A 20,492-nucleotide genomic window follows, 5' to 3' on the forward strand; every position below is an offset into this window, starting at 1 on the left:
CATGTCCAGCTATAGAGAATTATCTCCGTCCTTGCGAACCATCATGACACCGGGACCAGTTGAAGTCGACCCCCGAGTTCTAAGGGCTTTGTCCTTCCCGATCCTTGGGCAGTTTGATCCGGAGTTTACGTCCCTGATGAATGAAACGATGGTCATGCTGCGTGAATTATACATGACGAACAATGAGTGGTGTTATCCGGTAGATGGCACCTCACGTTCCGGCATTGAAGCCGTGTTGGTTAGTTTGATCCAGCCGGGGGATAAGGTATTGGTCCCTATATACGGACGGTTTGGACATTTGCTTGTAGAAATATCAGAGCGCTGCGGTGCGGAAGTTGTATTTATTGAAACGACTTGGGGATCGGTCTTTGATCCGGAAGAAGTGATCAAGGCCATTCACGCTCATAAGCCGGATATTGTGGCCATGGTTCATGGAGAGACTTCCACCGGCCAGATGCAGCCCCTCGCCGAGATCGGCAAAGTATGCCGTGAATTGGATCTTCTTCTCGTTGTTGATGCGGTTGCCACCATAGGTGGTACGCCCGTTAAGACGGATGCCTGGTATCTGGATGCGGTAATGGGCGGAACGCAGAAGTGTTTATCCGTTCCTTCCGGCATGGCCCCATTGACATATAACAGCCGTGTGGAGAAAAAATTGATGAGTCGGAAAACAGTCGAACGCGGACTCCGTGACGCGACAAGCGCGAGAGCAGAGGGACGAACCATTGCAAGCAACTATTTTGACTTGAGTCAGCTGCAGGATTATTGGAGTTCTGCCCGGCTGAATCATCATACAGAAGCTACATCGATGCTCTACGGTTTACATGAAGGTTTGCGAATTCTGCTTCAGGAAGGACTGGAAGCCCGTTTCGAGCGGCATCGGATTAACGAAAGTGCGCTCGTCGCCGGAATTCAGGGTATGGGGCTTCAAATTTATGGAGACATGTCCAGCAAACTTCCGGTAGTTACGTGTATCCATATTCCGGAAGGGATCGATGGTGAATCGGTACGAAGCATGCTTCTACATGATTTCGGCATCGAAATTGCGAGTTCATTTGGTCCTCTTAAAGGGAAAATCTGGCGAATTGGAACGATGGGCTTCAGCTGTCAGCGCAAAAACGTACTGCATGTGCTTGGTGCACTGGAGGCGGTTCTTCTCCGTCATCGCCATGGTTTACCTGCGGGTGAGGCAGTGCAGGCAGCACTCGACGTGTACGCTGGAAAGGAGGAAGCCTTATGTTAAATCAGATGCCCGTGTCCAGAGAGGTGATGGTCACCTCGCCACATTATTTGGCAAGCGCGGTTGGGAGCTCGATTCTCCAGAAGGGTGGTAACGCTTATGATGCTGCTGTTGCGGTGAGCGCAGCCCTTGGCGTAGTTTATCCGCACATGACTGGACTTGGAGGAGATGCCTTTTTCCTCATTCACGATGGAGCAAGCGGAGAGATTACCGCTTATAACGGAAGCGGCCGCTCGGCAGCAGGTATTCATGCCGATACGTTTAAAGCCATGGGCATGAATGCCATTCCCCAGCGCGGCGTGCTCAGCGCGATAACGGTTCCGGGAATGGTGGATGCATGGTGGGAAGTCTGGTCCCGCTACGGGCGATTACCATGGGAGCAGCTGCTTGAACCAGCCGTGCAGTACGCGGAGAAGGGGTGTCCGGTATCGCGCAATCTGCGCCTGTGGCTGGAACGGGATGAAGATTTCATTATGGGGCATTCGCCGCTGCGAGCGGTATTTGCCCCTTACGGCACATTGCTTCAGGAAGGTGAACTGCTCGTCCAGACCGAACTGGCTGCTTCCATTCGCCTGATTCAGGCGGGAGGACGGGATTCTTTTTATACAGGAGAGCTTGCAGATCGTCTGACTTCAGCGATTCGAGAAGATGGCGGCATGCTGGCACCTCAGGACTTTGCAGCACACAAGGGGGAATGGGTAAAGCCTGTCAGCACGGAATACCGGGGTTATCAGGTTCACCAAATGCCGCCCAACTCGCAGGGCTTCTCCATATTGATGATGTTAAATATGCTCGAACACATAGATCTCTCTTCCGTAGGTCGTACTTCGCCGGAGTTCTACCATCTAATGGCGGAGGTGGTGAAAAAGGCGTTTCGTGATCGTGACCGGTACCTTACCGATCCTGACTTTCGCGAGATCCCCTTGAATCAATTGTTATCGAAGACTTACGGGGATGAGTTATGGAATGAGATCCAGTCTGCACCACCAGTAGCACAGCCGTTCTTGTCCAAAACGATCGGGCAGGATACAGCCTACGCTGCGGTAGTCGATCAGGAAGGCAACGCCGTCTCGTTTATTCAAAGTCTGTACTTTGATTTTGGCGCAGCCTACGTTCCAGGAGATACTGGCGTAATTATGCAAAACAGAGGGTCCTTTTTCTCACTCGATTCAGCAGATGCGAATGTGCTTGAACCCAACAAACGCTCTTTTCATACGCTCATGCCTGGTCTAGTCACCCGTAATGGGAAGCCTTATATGCTTCTGGGTACACAAGGCGGAGAAGGGCAGCCTCAGACGCAGTTATCTGTACTTACGGGTGTTCTCGACTATGGTCTGACCATTCAAGAAGCAATCGGTCTGCCACGCTGGGTCTACGGACGGACTTGGGGTGAAGAAGGCGACACGATGCGGGTGGAGAATCGCTATCATGATGACGTATGCGAGACGCTGGCTCGCTGGGGACATAATGTGGAGATCAGAGCGCCATGGGATGACGTTATGGGTCAGTCGCAAGGGATTGTGATCCGTGAGGATGGCATGATTAGCGGAGCTGCCGATCCCAGAGGAGATGGCATGGCCATCGGATGGTAACCAGGCTTAGTTGCTGCTTGGATTGGTTTTAGTTTCTCATGAAAACAGCGTAAAAAAAGACATAGATACGATAGGGGAGATTATCATGGGAACGATCCTGCTGAAGGGTGCACAGCTTGTCACGATGAATGCGGAAGAAGATATATTTACAGGGGATCTGCTGATCGAGGATAACAAAATCAAAGAGATTGCAGAGCATATCGACGTTCAGGCTGATCAGGTTATTGATGCCCGTGGCAAAGTTCTGCTGCCAGGCTTTATTCAGACACATATTCATTTGTGCCAGACACTCTTCCGCGGGCGTGCGGACGACCTGGAGCTCATGGATTGGCTTCGTCAGCGAATCTGGCCACTGGAGGCAGCGCATGATGAGGAATCCGTCTATTATTCGGCGATGCTTGGACTGGGCGAACTGATATCGAGTGGAACCACGACCATTTTGGATATGGAGACCGTGCATCACACGGATTCGGCTTTTCAGGCGATGGCACAGAGCGGCATTCGGGTGATATCTGGCAAGGTCATGATGGACCATGGCGACGAAGTGCCTGAACCGCTGCGTGAAAATACGGCAACCTCGCTGCAGCAAAGTGTTGATTTGCTGGAGAAATGGAATGGTTTCGGGGGCGGACGCATTCAGTATGCGTTTTGTCCGCGATTCGTTGTTTCCTGTACAGAGGAGCTGCTCGTTGAAGTACGTGATCTATCCAACAAATATCATGTGAAGGTGCATACGCATGCATCGGAGAATCGTGGCGAGATTGAACTGGTCGAACATGAACGCGGGATGCGTAACATTGTCTATCTGGATCATATCGGTCTGGCAACCCCACGTCTCGTCCTTGCACATTGTGTCTGGCTTAGTGAAGAGGAGAAGGAAATCATCCGCAAGCGAGGGGTAAAAGTGACCCACTGCCCCGGCTCGAATATGAAATTGTCATCGGGTATTGCAGAAATTCCTGACCTGCTTAACCGCCAGATCGCGGTGGGAATCGGTGCGGACGGCGCACCATGCAACAATAACCTGGATATGTTTCAGGAAATGCGTCTGACAGCATTAATTCAAAAGGTTCCTCATGGGCCTACGATCATGGATGCACGTACGGTTCTGCGCATGGCAACGATGGGTGGTGCCGAAGTGCTTGGTCTCTCGAAGGAAATTGGAAGTCTGGAAGTGGGCAAAAAGGCAGACATGGTGTTGTTGGATCTGGATGATTTCCATACGTATCCTTCATATGAGACCGATATTTATTCCCGTGTGGTGTACTCCGCGACTCGGAGCTGTGTGGACACGGTTATTATTGATGGAAGCATTGTGCTCAAAAACCGCAAGATCCAGACCATTGATCGTGGCATCGTGCTCCGCGAATCGGATAAGAGCATTGCGCGTTTGATGAAGAGAATCTGAGTTAGGTTATTTTCAGAAGGAAACGTTGTAATACAGCTGCTCGCTGAAGACAATTCGGAAAGGTGGAGACGAATGTGGAAATGCATGATCTGTGTGCAATTGCAGCAGGTGAAGTACGCTGTGTACTTGCAACGGCGGTCAAGGTGGAAGGTCATGCTTACCGTAAGCAGGGAGTCTCTATGCTCTTGACCGAAGATGGCAGAATGTATGGCAGCATCAGCCCGGGATGTCTCGAAAGTGATCTGCAAGCGCGTGTAAAACAAGTGCTGGACACGGGACACATGACATTTGCCGAATACGACATGCGCCCTGAAGATGATCTCTCTTGGGGAGAAACGATTGGCTGCGGAGGCTTGGTTGTCGTCCTGCTGGAACCTGTCTGCGGCGAACTGAGAAGTGTATTAACTGAGATGCACGATTGTTTCAAGTCTGGTTCAGCAGCCGAGTTTACTCGGTACTTTCAACATGACTATTCCCTTATTCAATATGAATGGCGTCGAGTTGATTCAATCGATAGGAAACCTGTTCCTTCCAAAGACGTACCGCGCATGTCTTCCGATTCATACAGGACAGAATTCGATAAGGACGTAATATCAACTGAAGCAGAGTACTGGAATCTGCCTTTACGAATAACGACCCTATATACTCCTAAACCGCGACTTATCATAATCGGGGCGGGAAATGATGCCATACCTGTTGCCAGGCTTGCGAGGGTATCTGGATTTCATGTCATCATTGCTGATTGGAGAGAGGGTCTGTGTACGTCCGAACGGTTTCCGGGTGCAGATCTTGTTCTTGGTTTTCCCACTGAAATCGTGCCTGTGCTGAATATACGACGTGGGGATTATCTCTTGCTGATGAGTCATCAATTTCCGCGTGAACGTGAACTCTTGGAGCTGCTATCGGGAAGTGAATATGCCTATCTCGGTATTATGGGTTCCAGAACACGGACAGCACGACTATTGAATGATTTACCACCACTAACGAATCTCCATTCTCCCGTAGGTCTCAGCATCGGGGCAGAGGGTCCAGAAGAAATCGCCATTAGCATTGCTGCCGAACTGATTGCGTGCAAGCGCGCTTCTGAGACTGAAGACTACTCTGCTCAAAGGGGGAGTACACATGCGATTGACGGGCATTATGCTCGCCGCAGGTAAGAGTACCCGTCTTGGCCGAGATAAATTAGCAGTAGCTATGCCGGATGGGAGAGCTTTGGCGGCCTGGTCGCTTCAAGCGGCTCTCGATTCTGAACTGGAACAGGTCATCTGTGTGGTGAAACCGGAGGATTCCTTGGAATGGCTCCCCGAGAATGTACTCCACGCAACAGTGAATTCATCTAACTATAGGAACGAGACTAAGCTCCAAATTGCTGCCAGTACAGAATATTCTTCTGGAATGGCCGCATCGCTTCAATGTGGACTCAAGGAAGCCAAGGAATACGGGGCAGAAGGTGTAATGATTCTTTTGGCGGACCAGCCTTTAATAAGGGCGCAGGATATTAATCAGGTTTCGGCTGCACTTGCATTGAACACACAGTCTGATTATGCAGCTGCTGTGGACGGCGAGGGGCTAAAGCCTCCTATTGCCTTTCGCTCTCATATGTTTAATCACCTCCTTGCTCTTGTCGGAGATGAGGGTGCGAGGAAGATTATGCGTAATGACAACTTCTCTGGAACTCAGGTAAACTTGCCTGACTTTTGTTTCTGGGACGCTGATACGGAGGCTGAACTGAAACGCATCATGGATTATGTAAATGAATCAGCTCAAATGAAGTAAATTCAACCCAATAACATGCCCCCTCAATTGAATAGAACGAAGTCGTAGATTATCTACTTATCTCTGCTCTCTTAACATAAACAGGTCATCCAGTTCGTTTGGTTGGCCTTTTTGTGTCGTGTATATGATTTCACGTGAGAAATAGTGTTAGGTATCGTAACTCCTATCATGCATGAAGCACAAAACGTGGTTCGTATTTATATATTTATCCAAATCGATGTGAAGCTAATTGACGCTAACCCTATAGTCTCATATGATTTGAAGAATTATCTGGATCCTGTAGGATGAATTATCTTCAACAGTCAGCGCTTATACGGACCTGATCCAGCGTCCTACATCGTGCTTATAAGAGAGAGGGGATGGAACGATGGTAATACCAGCATATGGGTCAGGAGCGATGCCATCGGTATGGCAGCCGGAAGATATGGAAGAACTCCGAATGTTGAGGAACAGGCTGAACGGAAGCTTCTGCTACGCTGCTGGCGCAACATTGCTGCGTACCCAGTGGGAAGGCGGTCTTGTACCTTCACCGGAGCATATGATCAGTTTGGCCCGTATCCCAGGAACAAGTGACGTATATTTGGATGGAGATCGAATGGTGATCGGGGCCCTGACCCGATTGAATAGATGTATTACGGAAGGGTTATTTCATCATCTGCCCTTATTGCAAGAGGCTGTGAAAACGATAGCTGCGCCGTCCATTCGCAATGTAGCGACCATTGGCGGCAACATTGTATCTGGAGTTGGCGATACGTTACCCGCATTGCTCGCATACAACGCAGAACTGCAGTGGATGACGGACGCAGGGTTGGAAATCCGTACACTAGACTCCTGGTTAAAAGGGGGGCGTGACGGCAGTCGCAATCCAAGTGACGTGTTAATCTCGATCCAGATCCCGCTGGATAAGTTGCCTGTCTCTGATCTGAAGAACCAAGAGCCTGATGCGAGAGAAATTGCATTTTACCGCAAGCTGGGCAGGCGAGAGACATTTAGCGCATCTCTGGTAACCATTGCTTTTCAAGGAGAGATTGGTACAGATGGTCGTTGGAAAAAGGTTGCGATCGCTGCTGGCGGAGGGTCAGGTGTGGCCATGCGGTTACCTGCGTCGGAACAGCTGCTGCTTCGCGAAAAAGCTTCCCTTATGCAAGCAGAGCCGCTAGGAAGGAGTGCGTCTGCGGAATTTGTGACCTATGGCGATGTCTTTGCAACAGAACAATACCGCAAGCAGACTGCTGGCAATTTGCTGGGGGCTGGACTGTGGGAAGCACTATACCGTTGATTCAAATCTTGATCAAGAAAAGGGGAGAGAGACCATGCTGCTGAATCGGAAACATAGCGGAAAACGGTGGCACTTGAGACCGGACGGAATTCCAAAGGTAACAGGACAACTCCAGTATCTGACGGATATGACGCTGCCCGGAATGCTTTATGGGAGAGTTCTGCGCAGCACCTATCCTTATGCTCGCATTCTGTCTATAGATACTACAGAAGCAGAGGCTATGGAGGGAGTGTATGCTGTCCTTACCTCCAAAGACGTACCTGGCCTGAATCGTTTCGGGATTGCAACGCCTGACCAGCCTGTATTTTGTGAAGATGTTGTACGTTATGTCGGTGATGCCCTTGCGGCAGTAGCTGCGGATTCCCCGGAACGGGCAGCACTGGCACTCGGTGCAATCCAAGTGGAGTATGAGGAGCTTACTCCGCTGGACAGCACGGATGCAGCACTCGCTCCTGACGCACCGGAGCTGCATCCACATGGACCGGGCAATGTGCTGCATCGCACCGAAATTAAACGCGGGAATGTGGAGCAGGCTTTTGCGGCCTGTGAACATATTGTCACGGAAACGTATTACACACCTCGTCAAATGCACGCTTATATGGAGACAGAAGGCGGCCTGTTTGTCCCGGATGAAGAAGGAAGGCTTAATGTCTACGCAGCCACGCAGCACGGGTACAAGGACCGGATGCAGCTGGCTCGGATTATCGGTTGTCCTGAGGAAGATATCCGCGTCGTGTCGTCTCCCATTGGCGGTTCTTTCGGGGGGAAAGACGAATTAAACGTGCAGCCATATGGCGCACTTCTAGCATTGACCAGCGGACGTCCCGTGAAAATGCACAATTCCCGCAAAGAATCCGTTCGTGCAGGTCTGAAGCGGCATCCGATGAAAATTGAAATGCAGACGGGAATCAGTCGCGAAGGCATCATTCAAGCTCACCGGGTTCGCATTACGGCAGATACAGGAGCGTACGCCACACTTGGAGCACCTGTGCTGAACTTCTGCACGGAGCATTGTCTAGGCCCTTACTCCATCCCCAATGTGGATGTGGAAGGCTTGTCTGTTTACACCAACAATGGGCTATCAGGTGAATTCCGCGGATTTGGTGGGAATCAGGCTATCTTTGCAGTGGAAGGCCAAATGGATCGACTCGCTGAGATCATGAATATGGACCCTTGGGAGTTTCGCAGACGGAACATGAGGGAAAAGGGTGACCCTGGTCCGTTAAATCAGAGAATTCTGACTACAGATGGACTGTCACAGGTATGGGAAGCCATGGATCGTTCTGAATTATGGCAAAAGCATCAGCATCCCCAGGCAGATCCTTCTCAGCCCCCATGGATCAAGCGCGGCGTAGGAGCTGCAATTGCCATGCATGGTGCCGGATTGGGTTACGGGATCCCGGATCCGGCAGGAGGCCGCCTATCCCTTAATTCCGAAGGGAAAATAGAAGTGGCTTTCAGTTACGAAGAATTTGGCCAGGGGTTGATCGCTACATTGGAGATCATGCTCTGTGATCTGTTCCAATGCAGTACTTCGGATCTGAATATCATCATTGGCGATACGGATCGGGTTCCTCACAGTGGCTCGAGCACCGCTTCACGTTCGACAACGATGGCCTGGATGGCTCTGCAGCGATTGCAGACCCCGTTCCGTTCCAGAGTCCTATCAGCCGCTTCGGCCTTGTCGGGCATTCCGGCTGATGAACTGGTGACAGGACCTGGTGGTGTATGGCGTAAAGGCCAACTGCCTAGTACTGATGTAGAGACGGAATCATTGGAACAGCTGTCACCAGCGCAAGCGGCGGGAGCATCGCATATTCAAGGTAAAGGGACGTCTTCTCCATCTACTGACACGGACATGACTTCCGGCTTTGTTACGGCCTACTCAGATTTGGCGGGTCAGGGCACAGCGGAAGAATGGGTATTTGATACTCATTTCGATTATCCAACCACGCCAGACCATGTCGTGGGCGGACACTATCTATATACGTATGCCGCGGTTGCCGCAGAGGTAGAAGTGAACACGTTAACCGGAGAATCCAAATTGCTCGATACACGTCATGTGGTAGCTGCGGGCCCCGTCATTAATCCGATGGGCTTCATTGGACAGATCGAAGGTGGAAGTGTGATGGCACTCGGGTTTACGTTAACGGAGGATGCTGTCATGCAGGATAGTCGATATCTTACGACTAATCTGGATACGTATTTGATTCCAACAATCCGGGATATTCATACCAATCTGGAGGTTGAGGCCATTGAAGACCTCCCCGAAGGAGATCCTTTTGGACCGAGAGGGATTGGCGAGATTGGTTCTGTGGCACTCGCGCCGGCAATCACTGCAGCAATTCATCAGGCAACCGGGGTGTGGGTGAATCGATTGCCGGTTCCGCGCGAACAACTGGTTCAATCACTACATGTACCTTTACAGGAAGGGGTGAGTCCCTCATGAGCAAGCCGCTAGGTAACATCTGGTCAGCAGTAGTGAATGGGGAAGAGAAGCGTCTTGACATTGCTCAAACAACCCGGCTGGTGGATGTGCTTCGATCTCATCTGAATCTGACCGGAACCAAGGTGTCCTGTGAAGTTGGTCGCTGCGGTGCGTGCATGGTGCTTATAGATGGAGAGCCGGTCAACTCCTGCCTGATTATGGCTTATCAATGTGAAGGAAGTGAAATTACGACCATTGAAGGGCTACATGGTGAGCAGGAAGGGAGTCTGCATCCGATACAGCAGGCCTTTGTAGAAGAGGGCGGGTTTCAATGCGGTTATTGTACACCAGGGATGGTCATTGCCACCAAAGCACTGCTTGATCATCATCCCCAGCCTACACAGGAACAGATCGAAACGGGATTATGCGGCAATCTGTGCCGCTGCACCGGATATGGAGGAATTATAAGAGCAGTATGTAAGGCAAGTGAGAGTAGTGAGGAAACGAAGGCAATTTAGCCACGAGGTACAGGTGAGTGATCAACTCATGATATTTTAATAAAAAACGAATAAAACCGGGCGTGAAGGGGGTTCTCGACTCCATCTCGTCCGGTCTTTATTTTATGGCCATTTAATAATTGATCATGTACCATCCATCTCAAGTTCAGTTAATTGACGGTATTTACGGTATGATCTACTATCAGAAAAATTAATATATTTAACATCATTACCACTTATTTATAGGGAGGCAGTAATGCTATCAAACCTGTTTAAATGGAGCTTAATGTTGTTGATGTTGATTTTTGTTTGTTCGGCTTGTCAGACCAACAATAGTCAAGAGGATTCCAGCTCGTCTATTCCTTTGAATGAACTCATTTTATTATCTGAGAAAGGGGAACAACTTTCCTGGAATGACTTTGAAAGGTATGCATATGAAGATGAGGGATCAGGACTGTACATCCGAAAATATAATGTTGAAGGGGGACATCATTTAATAGTTAGTGGTAAGAGTTTGGATAAACAACCGGATCACATTTATGTAGTTCGTAGGGATGGTCAACAAATAGATTTCGTAAAGGGGAATATTGAGGGTTTAGAGAATTATGAAAACATAATAAATATTATGTATACTTATTATTTTCGATAACTACCATAAGCCTCATCTATATTGAGGCATAGAATATATGAACCAGCATCTACCGACATATTTAAAATTCAACTCAAATTTATGAAATAAATATAGCCTACTCCTCATGGATTTTCCACTTCTTTATTTACTGGAGAGGGTAGGATTATAAGCGTTTTCGAAGCTCGTTAAATAAGCAAGACTATTACAAATAAACACCACAAATATGTTGAATTTATGTTGTTTGAAGAAGTTTAAAAGGTGTAAATAAATGTTCCTTTTTATATTCTTCATTCTCGTCTTCTTAACAGCTAAAAGGCAGGCTCTACGAAATCAAAGTTAGAATCTCCTGCAGGTTATCTTTCAAAAAACCAACCAATAACGATGGAAAATGATAAGGATTAGCTCCTTTATAGAGAAGCAGGTTAATTCCAAAAAAATGATTTTCTGCTGATTATAGATCATTTTCATATGGATTTGCGATGGATTTGGGAGTACTTTCCATGTATGCTGTTGAAAACTGGAAAGGAAGTGGGAAAAATGGAACGCGAACTGGCGTTGGAAATTGTCCGAGTAACAGAATTGGCTGCGTTAGCTTCAGCCCCCTGGATGGGACGAGGTGACAAGAACAGTGCAGATGAAGCGGCTACTTTGGCCATGCGCGCCATGTTCGATTCCGTGTCCATTCGCGGCACGGTGGTAATCGGTGAAGGAGAAATGGACGAAGCACCCATGTTGTACATCGGCGAGGAAGTGGGTAACGCTGAAGGACCTGAAGTTGACGTTGCTGTAGATCCTCTTGAAGGTACAGAAATTGTGGCCAAGGGACTGAACAACGCTTTATCGGTTATTGCAGTGGCGGGAAAAGGAAACCTGCTCCATGCACCGGATATGTATATGGAGAAACTGGCTGTAGGTCCAGCACTGGTCGGCAAGGTCAGCATCGAAGACCCGGTTGAGGTTACGCTAGAGAAAGCAGCTGCCGCACTGAACAAAAACATTTCGGATCTGACTGTCATGATCCTGGACCGTACACGGCATGAGAGCACGATTAAAACGCTGCGCAAGGTTGGCGTACGAATCAAGTTCCTCAGTGACGGCGACGTAGCGGGTGCCATGGCGCCTGCATTCCCCGAGGCAGGCATTGACTTATACGTCGGTTCTGGCGGAGCTCCTGAAGGCGTGCTGGCTGCAGCTGCACTCTCTTGCCTGGGAGGCGAAATACAAGGCCGCTTAATGCCGGCCAATGCAGACGAGTTCCAGCGATGCCTGCAGATGGGCATTGATAATCCTTACAAAGTCTTAACGATGCAGGACATGATCGGTACCGAAGATGTTATTTTCGCTGCAACGGGTGTAACGCCAGGAGAGATATTGGGCGGTGTGCGTTATCTTGCAGATGACCGTGCTGAGACAGATTCCATTGTTATGCGTGCCAAAACCAAAACGATCCGTTACATTCGCTCCGTACATTTCCTGCCCAACAAGGAAGTGCTGCACAAGGTACGGAAACTGCAAGCCACGCCGGAACCCTCAGATCGCATCCAAAGCCCGGCTAAAATAGTAGAACAGGCAGAGTTCAGCCAATCTTCAGTTAATCATAGTGTGTTGACGTAGACAAAACTGCGCTTTTCAAGGTCTAAAAGTCGCTGCCAAACCATAGGTTATCTATTAGAATTATCCATCATTCTTAGGACAAGATTTAGACTCATAGATCAATCAAACAGGAAGGGAATCTGCTTATGAAGATCCTCTTCTTGTTTTATGTTAAAAGCATTGACAACGGTTACAACACATGAGAAAATGTACGCGCGTACATAAAAATCATCTTCTACAAATAGTATCGTATTTAAAGGACGTAAGGGGGTGAATTTCATGGCATCCCGCAAAGAGGTCGCTGACTTGGCAGGAGTCTCCGAAGCTACGGTCTCTCGGGTTCTTAACGGGGTTGGTCCGATCAAAGAGGAGACAAGGCGCAAAGTATTGGAAGCTTCCCAGAAGCTGGGGTATGTGCCAAGTGCCCTTGCACGCAGCTTCGCCAGAAGCAAAAGCGGCCACCTCGGGGTTGTTTTGCCTTATGTTCCGAAGGCGCATTTGTTTTCTGCTTATTTCTTCTCCGAAATGCTGAGTGGTATTGGTAATAAGGCCAGAGAGAGCGGAATGGATCTGCTGGTCATGTTCAGATCACCAGGTGAAGTAATGAATTATGCCGACCTGTTCCGACGTCAAAAAGTGGACGCCTGCATTATTCTTGGGGCCAGAGACGACCTTGGGGAACTGGCAGCGATGCAGCAGCTGCAAGAGGAAGGTCACCCTTTTTGCGTAATGAATCAACACTTTGCAGGGGAAGCCTTTCTGGAAGTGGATGCGGATCATGTGGAAGGCAGTCGGCTCGCCATTCGTCACCTTACCGATCAGGGTTACCGAAATATTGCATTTCTCAACGGTCCGGACAGTTATTCCAACAGTCAGGAGCGGCTGCAGGGTGTTCGCGTTGGTTTACAGGAAGCCGGCATGGAGCTGGATCCCAGCCTGCTGCTTGAAGGGAATTACAGCAGAAGAAGCGGTGTGGAGGCTGCAGCCACGATTGCGGCAAGGCTTGACGAGATCGACGCCGTATTTGCTGCCAATGACCGTATGGCTATTGGTGTGATGCACGGTTTGCGTGAGCGCGGGATCAGGGTGGAGGATTTCCCGGCTTTTGTCGGATATGACGACTCCGATGCTGCCGAGATGGCCGTGCCTCCGCTAACCAGCGTCAGGGTACCTTTTTATGAAATGGGTGAACTGGCCGCATCAAAACTCATACATGGTTCTATGGTTGGAAGCGCTTCAACTAAAGATTCGGATTTTTCATCTGAGTGGCCCAGAGAGTTATTGCCTGCAGAGTTAATCATCAGGGCTTCATCGATTCGTAAGTAGTATAGAACATGATTTTAGATTCCAGAGGAGGAAAAGAACATGTCACAACGTCTACGTGTCGGAATGGTAGGATACAAGTTTATGGGGAAGGCGCATAGCAATGCTTATCGCAGTTTGCCCATGTTTTTCCCGTCAGCACCGCTGCAGCCTGAAATGGCGGTCATCTGCGGCCGGAATGAAAAAGGTGTCCAGGAAGCAGCAAACCAGTTCGGCTGGTCCGAAAGTGTAACCGACTGGCGTGAATTGGTAAAGCGTGATGATATTGATCTGATTGATATTAATGCTCCGAGCGATGCACATAAGGAGATTGCACTGGAAGCGGCCCGTCAGGGTAAACATTTGTTCTGTGAGAAACCGCTGGCCTTGTCACTTGCCGATTCGAAAGAGATGCTTCAAGCAGCAGAAGATGCTGGTGTTGCACACATGGTTGGATTCAACTATCGCTTCTCTCCGGCAGTGCAGCTTGCCAAGGAATTGGTTCAGAGCGGTCGCCTGGGTAAGATCTATCACTTCCGCGCGTTTTTCCTGCAGGACTGGATCATGGATCCATCCTTCCCGCTTGTTTGGCGCTTGCAAAAGGAAGTGGCTGGCTCGGGATCGCACGGCGATCTGGGTGCACACTTAATTGATCTCGCACGCTTTCTTGTCGGTGAGTTCCAAGAAGTCATCGGAATGAGTGAGACGTTCATTAAGGAACGGCCGCTTGCTTCCGAAATGACTGGACTCAGTGCCAAAGGCAGCTCGAATGCGGACGCACCAAAAGGCGAAGTGACAGTAGATGATGCGACATTGTTCCTGGCCAGATTTGCAGGCGGCGCGCTCGGCAGCTTCGAGGCTACACGCTTTGCAGCAGGTCACCGCAGTACAAATTCATTCGAGATTAACGGCAGCCTGGGCAGTGTCCGGTTTGACTTTGAACGAATGAATGAACTGGAAGTGTATTTTACGAAAGATGAAGAGGACGTTCAGGGATTCCGGCGTGTTCTGGCTACAGATCCGGCGCATAAGTATGCCGAGGCGTGGTGGCCAGCAGGACATACCATCGGATTCGAGCATACGTTTACACACGAGATGCTGGAGCTGGTTACAGCCATCTCTGAAGGCCGTCAGCCTTCACCAAGTTTCCATGATGGTGTTGCCTGCCAGGCTGTGCTTGAAGCCGTAGAACGTTCTGTAACAGAACGGCGCTGGGTTTCCCTTGATGAGATGTAAGCAGCGTTTAGCTGTTTATACATGCTGAAGAATTTGAAATGAAGAGAAGTCAATCGATCAGCGCGATAGCGATACACAGGTTGGCTCTATAAAAACTATCCGAAAGCGAGTGATAAAGCGATGAGTAAGGCACTTATTGTATGGGGCGGCTGGGATGGACATGAACCGGAGCAGGTAGCAGCGATTTTTGAGCGCATTTTGAAGGAAGAACAGTTTGAGGTCGAGGTTTCGAACACATTGGAAGCCTATGCAGATGCCGACAAACTGCTGGGACTCGATCTGATCGTCCCTCTTTGGACGATGGGACAGATTGAACAGGAACTGGTCAACAATGTATCGGCTGCCGTTCAGAGCGGCGTTGGGCTCGCAGGTATTCACGGCGGGATGTGTGATGCGTTCCGGAACAATGTCGATTGGCAGTTTATGACTGGCGGTCAATGGGTTGCACACCCGGGCAATGATGGCGTGGAGTATACGGTTAACATCAAACGCGGGTCAAGTCCGCTGCTGGACCACATTGAAGATTTTCAGGTGAAAAGCGAGCAATACTACCTGCACGTTGACCCTGCGGTGGAAGTACTGGCAACAACTCGTTTCCCGGTCGTGGAAGGTCCCCATTCAGCGAATGGGCCAGTGGATATGCCGGTTGTATGGACGAAGCGTTGGGGTGCTGGCCGTGTGTACTACAACTCGCTTGGTCATCATGCGGATATTGTAGAGATGCAGCAAGTCACCGAAATGATGCGCAGCGGCTTCAAATGGGCTGCAGCGGGCAAAGCGGCTGCCAATAATACAACAGGCAAAAAAGCTGAAGTGTACACAGGCATGGCCGATAACCAAACTTAATTTCTGTTACTTTTTGTGATAAACCAAGGAACATACGTAAGTGAGTAAATTTTGACCAGTATTCCACAATTCCGATCCGCTTGAAGGGAGCCCACCTGCATGAAAACAATGAAAGTAGGCATTATTGGCTGTGGTAAAATCAGCAGTATTTATATGGAAAACTGTCACCGCTTCGAAATTCTAGATCTGGTTGCCGTAGCGGATATTGACCGCAAGAGGGCTGAAGAGCAGGCAGCAGCCTATAACGTTCCGAATGTATACACGGTTGATGAGATGTTGGCCAATCCGGAGATTGAACTGATCATCAATTTAACGATTCCTGCTGTACACGCAGATGTATGTTTACGCTCTCTTGAAGCGGGAAAACATGTCTACGTCGAAAAACCACTCGCCGTTACACGCGAGGAAGGGCAGGCTGTTCTGGAAACAGCTAAGCGCAAAGGATTGCTGGTCGGCTGCGCGCCTGAAACTTTCTTCGGATCAGGCATTCAGACCTCACTCAAGCTGGTTGAAGATGGCGTTATCGGCAAACCTGTAGCTGCTACGGCGTTCATGATGAGCCGTGGACATGAACACTGGCATCCCGATCCGGAATTCTACTACGCTTCAGGCGGCGGACCGATGTTCGATATGGGTCCTTACTATCTGACAGCATTAGTGCAGCTGCTGGGTCCGATCAGCTCCATTGCTGGCATGACAGGAAAAGCAATGGAAGAGCGGACAATCACAAGTGAGAAAAAGAGAGGGCAAACCATCCCTGTTGATATTCCAACGCATGTGGCAGGACTATTGCAGTTCGAGCAGGGTGCCATTGGCACGCTGATTACAAGCTTTGATGTTTTTGGGGGAAGCGCACTGCCACCGATTGAGATCTATGGCACGCACGGCACGCTGCAGGTGCCCGATCCTAACACATTTGGCGGACCTGTACGTTACCGTTTGCTGGGTGAACACGAGTGGACGGAGGTTCCTCTTCTTCCGGGCTATCAGGAAAACACACGCGGGATTGGTGTAGCTGATATGGCGTATGCTGCTAACAGCGGCCGCGCTCACCGAGCGAGCGGAGAGCTTGCCTACCATGTGCTTGAAGCAATGTGGGCATTCCATGACTCTTCCGATGAGCAGACTTTCTATAAAATGAGAAGCACTTGTCAGCGTCCTGCTGCTCTGCCAGAAGGTTTGGCTCTGTATAGTCTTGATCAATAATTTTGGATACGCAGCATGAATACAAATCAAACAGCCCTGTCTTCCGTTCAAGGAGGCAGGGCTTTTCGTTCGTTTAATCTTACAAATTGATCGTACAAACCACATTTAAGGCTCAAATCCCGCCTGACTGATCCAGATCTCATGTTCCGCAAAATGCTTTCTCATCCGTTCCTCCACGATCTGATAGGCCTCAGGTTGATACCATTCTTCCACGCCTAACTCCTGATAGAGCGACTCCATGCCCAATCTGCGCGTGCGTTTCCCTTGACTGCCATCGCCCATGAAGTAATCATCGATACAAACACGTTGAACCAGAGGCCGAAGGAGGGAAGGAAAGTTATCGCTGCTCGGAAGCACAGGGGCAATCGCAACCTGGGTAGCTATACCTGCATCCCTTAGTTTTTCCAATGCATGTAATCTACCGGGAATAGGTGGTGCAGCCGGACTAAAATGCTTGCGAATATCATCCCGATCCGTCTCTATCGTCATGCTGACACGCACCCGGTCACCCAATTGCTGGAGCAGGTCCATATCCCGTGTGACGAGAGGACTTCGGGTTTGAACCAGAAGGAAATCCGGAGGATGCTGTATCATCACTTCGAGCAGGGAACGTGTAATTTGCTCCTTATATTCGACAGGCTGATATGGATCGGTACTGGATGACATAAAGATTGTGACTTTACCTTTGGAGATAGCACGTTTCAACTCTTTGGCAAGTACACTGGCAGCTTCCTGCTTCACATCAACCCAGCTTCCCCAATCCTGCTTGCGAAACAAAGAAACGGGCATTTGCCTGACGTAACAGTAAGAGCATGCAAAAGAACAGCCTGTATAGGGATTTAGCGTGTGGGTATATCCGTTAAGGAAACCGGTCCCTTTGTTCATCAGGGTCTTTGATGTTTTATATAAATATTGGGTCTTATTCATTGCTGCTGCTCCTGTTCTCGGTAATGAGCAGGTGTCTGCCCTGTAAGCTTGCGAAACACGGCACTGAAATAGGCCGGATTAGTTATGCCTACTTGGCGACCAATATCTGAAATCGAGAGTGTAGTGTTCGCAAGCAATTTTTTCGCTTCGGTCATCCGAGTGTCCTGAATATATTGCACCGGAGTTATGCCCGTAACACGCTTGAACACACGATGCAGATGATACGGGCTACCATGGCTAATTTGAGCAAGAATATCCAGCGTAAGAGATTCTGAATAATGATGGTTAATGTAATTCGTTACAATGGAAGCCCATTCCTGATCAGGAACACGCTGTCCTGTAGGTTTGCAGCGTTTGCATGGTCTGAAGCCTTGTGCCAGTGCATCTTCAGGGTGATGGAAACCGAGTACATTTTCGTATTTCGGATCTTTGGATTTGCATGAAGGTCGGCAAAAAATACCTGTCGTCCTGACACCGTAATAAAATTCCCCGTCATACGAAGCATCATTGCTGATAATGGCTGTCCATTGCGTTTCGTCTATTGAAAAAGAAGGGAGCTCTTGTTTATCCCGAAGCTTCATAGGGATCACCTCACGACACATTATACCCTTCTACGAGAGATGTTCAACAGATTCTCGCATGAATAAGCAAGATCTCAATGGCAAGCAGGCGACGATCCTTTCCGTTCAAGGGAATGAAATATGCTACAATGAGCAGGATGATGTACATGTGAAATTCATTTACGAAAGAGGTAGGTAATAATGGTTCGTTTCGGAGTTGTAGGTACCAACTGGATTACAGAACGGCTTCTTGAAGCTGCAGCACATGTGAAGGGATTTGAATTGACAGCTGTCTACTCACGGACAGAGGACAAGGCGAATGTCTTTGCAGATCAACATAACGCCAAGCATCGATTCACTGACCTGGAGGAGATGGCAGCGAGTGACACGATTGATGCGGTCTACATTGCTACACCCAATACATATCATGCTGATCAGACGGCACTGTTCCTGAGAAACGGCAAGCATGTATTATGCGAGAAGCCACTTGCAGCCAATGCTGCAGAGGTTTCTCATGTGATTAACACAGCTCGCGATAATAACGTTTTGCTAATGGAAGCGATGAAGTCAACGCTGGCTCCAACGTTCAAAATGGTCCAGGCTCATCTGCACAAAATTGGACCTGTACGCAAATATATCGCGGGGTACTGTCAGTATTCTTCCCGTTACGACAAGTACAAAGAGGGGGTTGTGCTTAATGCATTCAAGCCTGAACTTGCAAACGGCGCTTTAATGGATCTTGGGGTGTACTGTCTGTACCCGCTGATCACTTTGTTTGGAGCACCAAATCAGGTTCAAGCGCAAGCCATCATGCTGGATTCAGGCGTGGACGGACAGGGCAGTGTACTTCTAGGCTATGAAGGGATGGAAGCCGTGGTGACTTACTCCAAGATCTCCAACTCTCATGTGCCAAGTGAAATTATGGGAGAGCGCGGCAGCATTATCATTGATAAAATCGGTTCCCCCGAACATGCGGAAATACGATACAATGACGGTACGGTTGAACCGTTGACAGCTGAGCAGACCTATCCAGCCATGTATTACGAGGTGGAGGAATTCGTTAACCTGGTTCAGCAGGGGAAACAGGAATCCGAGCTGAACAGCTATGAACGTTCCTATGAAACCATGCAGGTGATGGATCAGATCCGCAAGCAGATTGGTCTGGTTTTCCCGAACGATTAATTGAGCAACAGGAAAGTGAGCTGAGACGAGATGAGTAGAGAAGAGCAGCAAGAGAACAAGAGTTTAGGTCTTGAACTGGAGAAGATTATTTTTATTGGACGAACGTATGAGGAATATATGTCAATGTTCAACCTTACAGCAGAAGATCTCCATGCCAGATCCATTCTGGACTGTCCGGGTGGGGCTTGTTCATTCAGCAGCCATGCACGTAGGCATGGGGCGGACTCCATGGCAGCAGATATTGCATACGAACACGAAATCGACCAATTGGAACTGAAAGGGCAGCTGGACATTGAACACACCATTGAGCAATTGGAACAGGTGCGTGACAGATACAAATGGGACTATTTTGGTTCAATAGATGGCCTGAAGCAAGCAAGAATGAGTGCACTTCGTGATTGTACGGCAGATATGAGGAGCTATCCCATGCAGTATGTCTATGCAGAGCTTCCCGTGCTGCCTTTCACTGACGACCAATTTGATATGACGTTATCTGCGCATTTTATGTTTACGTATGCGGATCGATTGGACTTCACCTTCCATGAGCGAACCATTCTTGAATTGCTGCGCGTAACAAGACAAGAGCTGCGAATTTTTCCTACAGTCGACTTGTCCGGGAATCGCTATGAACATATGGACAAGATCATGTCCTTTCTGAAGAACCTTGGATTCAGTGTTACAGAAGTCAGCACGACGTATGAATTTCAACATGGAGCCCATACGATGCTCAAAATTACAAAACCCGAATCCTGAGTCAAGTGATAAGAGGTCTTTCCGTCCTTGAAACAC

Annotated in this window: 18 protein-coding genes; 16 read left to right on the forward strand and 2 right to left on the reverse strand. The window is 49.1% G+C overall.

Annotated elements, in window-relative coordinates; translation table 11 throughout:
- Nucleotide 1 precedes the first annotated feature (1 nt).
- From F4V51_RS14495 to F4V51_RS14560, 14 genes are all read left to right on the forward strand, one after another.
- Nucleotides 2-1,243, forward strand: a complete 1,242-nt coding sequence (locus F4V51_RS14495; protein ID WP_153978522.1) for a pyridoxal-phosphate-dependent aminotransferase family protein — start codon at nt 2-4, stop codon at nt 1,241-1,243.
- On the forward strand, nt 1,237-2,832 hold the full coding sequence (gene ggt / locus F4V51_RS14500) for a gamma-glutamyltransferase (protein ID WP_153978523.1): 1,596 nt from the start codon (nt 1,237-1,239) through the stop codon (nt 2,830-2,832). Before F4V51_RS14495 ends, ggt begins: the two co-directional genes overlap by 7 nt.
- An 85-nt stretch (nt 2,833-2,917) precedes the next feature.
- Nucleotides 2,918-4,240, forward strand: coding sequence for a 5'-deoxyadenosine deaminase (locus tag F4V51_RS14505; RefSeq protein WP_153978524.1), 1,323 nt, complete (start codon nt 2,918-2,920; stop codon nt 4,238-4,240).
- Nucleotides 4,241-4,320: 80 nt separating this feature from the next.
- Nucleotides 4,321-5,397: an XdhC family protein gene (locus F4V51_RS14510; protein ID WP_236146808.1), complete on the forward strand. Its 1,077-nt coding sequence runs from the start codon at nt 4,321-4,323 to the stop codon at nt 5,395-5,397.
- Nucleotides 5,363-6,016: a nucleotidyltransferase family protein gene (locus F4V51_RS14515; protein WP_153978526.1), complete on the forward strand. Its 654-nt coding sequence runs from the start codon at nt 5,363-5,365 to the stop codon at nt 6,014-6,016. Before F4V51_RS14510 ends, F4V51_RS14515 begins: the two co-directional genes overlap by 35 nt.
- A gap of 367 nt (nt 6,017-6,383) precedes the next feature.
- Entirely contained in the window at nt 6,384-7,295 is a 912-nt protein-coding gene (locus tag F4V51_RS14520) for an FAD binding domain-containing protein (protein ID WP_153978527.1), read from the forward strand.
- 34 nt (nt 7,296-7,329) lie between these two features.
- On the forward strand, nt 7,330-9,744 hold the full coding sequence (locus F4V51_RS14525) for a molybdopterin cofactor-binding domain-containing protein (protein WP_153978528.1): 2,415 nt from the start codon (nt 7,330-7,332) through the stop codon (nt 9,742-9,744).
- Nucleotides 9,741-10,241, forward strand: a complete 501-nt coding sequence (locus tag F4V51_RS14530; RefSeq protein WP_153978529.1) for a (2Fe-2S)-binding protein — start codon at nt 9,741-9,743, stop codon at nt 10,239-10,241. Before F4V51_RS14525 ends, F4V51_RS14530 begins: the two co-directional genes overlap by 4 nt.
- 235 nt (nt 10,242-10,476) lie before the next feature.
- Nucleotides 10,477-10,869: a hypothetical protein gene (locus tag F4V51_RS14535; RefSeq protein WP_153978530.1), complete on the forward strand. Its 393-nt coding sequence runs from the start codon at nt 10,477-10,479 to the stop codon at nt 10,867-10,869.
- Between the two features lie 519 nt (nt 10,870-11,388).
- On the forward strand, nt 11,389-12,465 hold the full coding sequence (gene glpX, locus F4V51_RS14540; protein WP_153978531.1) for a class II fructose-bisphosphatase: 1,077 nt from the start codon (nt 11,389-11,391) through the stop codon (nt 12,463-12,465).
- A gap of 258 nt (nt 12,466-12,723) precedes the next feature.
- Nucleotides 12,724-13,770, forward strand: a complete 1,047-nt coding sequence (locus F4V51_RS14545) for a LacI family DNA-binding transcriptional regulator (protein WP_153978532.1) — start codon at nt 12,724-12,726, stop codon at nt 13,768-13,770.
- Nucleotides 13,771-13,809: 39 nt separating this feature from the next.
- Entirely contained in the window at nt 13,810-14,982 is a 1,173-nt protein-coding gene (locus F4V51_RS14550; protein WP_153978533.1) for a Gfo/Idh/MocA family protein, read from the forward strand.
- A 120-nt stretch (nt 14,983-15,102) separates the two neighbouring features.
- A complete protein-coding gene (locus tag F4V51_RS14555) occupies nt 15,103-15,828 on the forward strand; it encodes a ThuA domain-containing protein (RefSeq protein ID WP_153978534.1) in 726 nt (241 codons plus the stop codon).
- 99 nt (nt 15,829-15,927) lie between these two features.
- Nucleotides 15,928-17,034, forward strand: coding sequence for a Gfo/Idh/MocA family protein (locus F4V51_RS14560; RefSeq protein ID WP_153978535.1), 1,107 nt, complete (start codon nt 15,928-15,930; stop codon nt 17,032-17,034).
- Nucleotides 17,035-17,139: 105 nt separating this feature from the next.
- Here the strand turns inward: F4V51_RS14560 and F4V51_RS14565 are convergent, their stop codons facing one another.
- Nucleotides 17,140-17,961, reverse strand: coding sequence for an SPL family radical SAM protein (locus F4V51_RS14565; RefSeq protein ID WP_153978536.1), 822 nt, complete (start codon nt 17,959-17,961; stop codon nt 17,140-17,142).
- Nucleotides 17,958-18,542 (reverse strand): bifunctional transcriptional activator/DNA repair enzyme AdaA, encoded by a 585-nt coding sequence (locus tag F4V51_RS14570; RefSeq protein ID WP_153978537.1) that lies wholly within the window; start codon nt 18,540-18,542, stop codon nt 17,958-17,960. Before F4V51_RS14570 ends, F4V51_RS14565 begins: the two co-directional genes overlap by 4 nt.
- A 180-nt stretch (nt 18,543-18,722) precedes the next feature.
- On the opposite strand from F4V51_RS14570, the gene F4V51_RS14575 reads away from it, so the two are divergent.
- Both F4V51_RS14575 and F4V51_RS14580 read left to right on the forward strand, forming a co-directional pair.
- Complete coding sequence (locus F4V51_RS14575; protein ID WP_153978538.1) at nt 18,723-19,703, forward strand: Gfo/Idh/MocA family protein; 981 nt, start codon at nt 18,723-18,725, stop codon at nt 19,701-19,703.
- A gap of 30 nt (nt 19,704-19,733) precedes the next feature.
- Nucleotides 19,734-20,456, forward strand: coding sequence for an SAM-dependent methyltransferase (locus F4V51_RS14580; RefSeq protein WP_153978539.1), 723 nt, complete (start codon nt 19,734-19,736; stop codon nt 20,454-20,456).
- Nucleotides 20,457-20,492 lie beyond the last annotated feature (36 nt).

Source organism: Paenibacillus xylanilyticus (genome assembly GCF_009664365.1).
In the GTDB taxonomy this organism is placed as follows: domain Bacteria; phylum Bacillota; class Bacilli; order Paenibacillales; family Paenibacillaceae; genus Paenibacillus; species Paenibacillus xylanilyticus_A.

Excerpts from the sequence above, each read along its gene's own strand:
- F4V51_RS14495 (WP_153978522.1), top strand. The coding sequence starts at position 2 with ATGTCCAGCTATAGAGAATTATCTCCGTCCTTGCGAACCATCATGACA.
- ggt (WP_153978523.1), top strand. The coding sequence starts at position 1,237 with ATGTTAAATCAGATGCCCGTGTCCAGAGAGGTGATGGTCACCTCGCCA.
- F4V51_RS14505 (WP_153978524.1), top strand. The coding sequence starts at position 2,918 with ATGGGAACGATCCTGCTGAAGGGTGCACAGCTTGTCACGATGAATGCG.
- F4V51_RS14510 (WP_236146808.1), top strand. The coding sequence starts at position 4,321 with ATGCATGATCTGTGTGCAATTGCAGCAGGTGAAGTACGCTGTGTACTT.
- F4V51_RS14515 (WP_153978526.1), top strand. The coding sequence starts at position 5,363 with ATGCGATTGACGGGCATTATGCTCGCCGCAGGTAAGAGTACCCGTCTT.
- F4V51_RS14520 (WP_153978527.1), top strand. The coding sequence starts at position 6,384 with ATGGTAATACCAGCATATGGGTCAGGAGCGATGCCATCGGTATGGCAG.
- F4V51_RS14525 (WP_153978528.1), top strand. The coding sequence starts at position 7,330 with ATGCTGCTGAATCGGAAACATAGCGGAAAACGGTGGCACTTGAGACCG.
- F4V51_RS14530 (WP_153978529.1), top strand. The coding sequence starts at position 9,741 with ATGAGCAAGCCGCTAGGTAACATCTGGTCAGCAGTAGTGAATGGGGAA.
- F4V51_RS14535 (WP_153978530.1), top strand. The coding sequence starts at position 10,477 with ATGCTATCAAACCTGTTTAAATGGAGCTTAATGTTGTTGATGTTGATT.
- glpX (WP_153978531.1), top strand. The coding sequence starts at position 11,389 with ATGGAACGCGAACTGGCGTTGGAAATTGTCCGAGTAACAGAATTGGCT.
- F4V51_RS14545 (WP_153978532.1), top strand. The coding sequence starts at position 12,724 with ATGGCATCCCGCAAAGAGGTCGCTGACTTGGCAGGAGTCTCCGAAGCT.
- F4V51_RS14550 (WP_153978533.1), top strand. The coding sequence starts at position 13,810 with ATGTCACAACGTCTACGTGTCGGAATGGTAGGATACAAGTTTATGGGG.
- F4V51_RS14555 (WP_153978534.1), top strand. The coding sequence starts at position 15,103 with ATGAGTAAGGCACTTATTGTATGGGGCGGCTGGGATGGACATGAACCG.
- F4V51_RS14560 (WP_153978535.1), top strand. The coding sequence starts at position 15,928 with ATGAAAACAATGAAAGTAGGCATTATTGGCTGTGGTAAAATCAGCAGT.
- F4V51_RS14565 (WP_153978536.1), bottom strand. The coding sequence starts at position 17,961 with ATGAATAAGACCCAATATTTATATAAAACATCAAAGACCCTGATGAAC.
- F4V51_RS14570 (WP_153978537.1), bottom strand. The coding sequence starts at position 18,542 with ATGAAGCTTCGGGATAAACAAGAGCTCCCTTCTTTTTCAATAGACGAA.
- F4V51_RS14575 (WP_153978538.1), top strand. The coding sequence starts at position 18,723 with ATGGTTCGTTTCGGAGTTGTAGGTACCAACTGGATTACAGAACGGCTT.
- F4V51_RS14580 (WP_153978539.1), top strand. The coding sequence starts at position 19,734 with ATGAGTAGAGAAGAGCAGCAAGAGAACAAGAGTTTAGGTCTTGAACTG.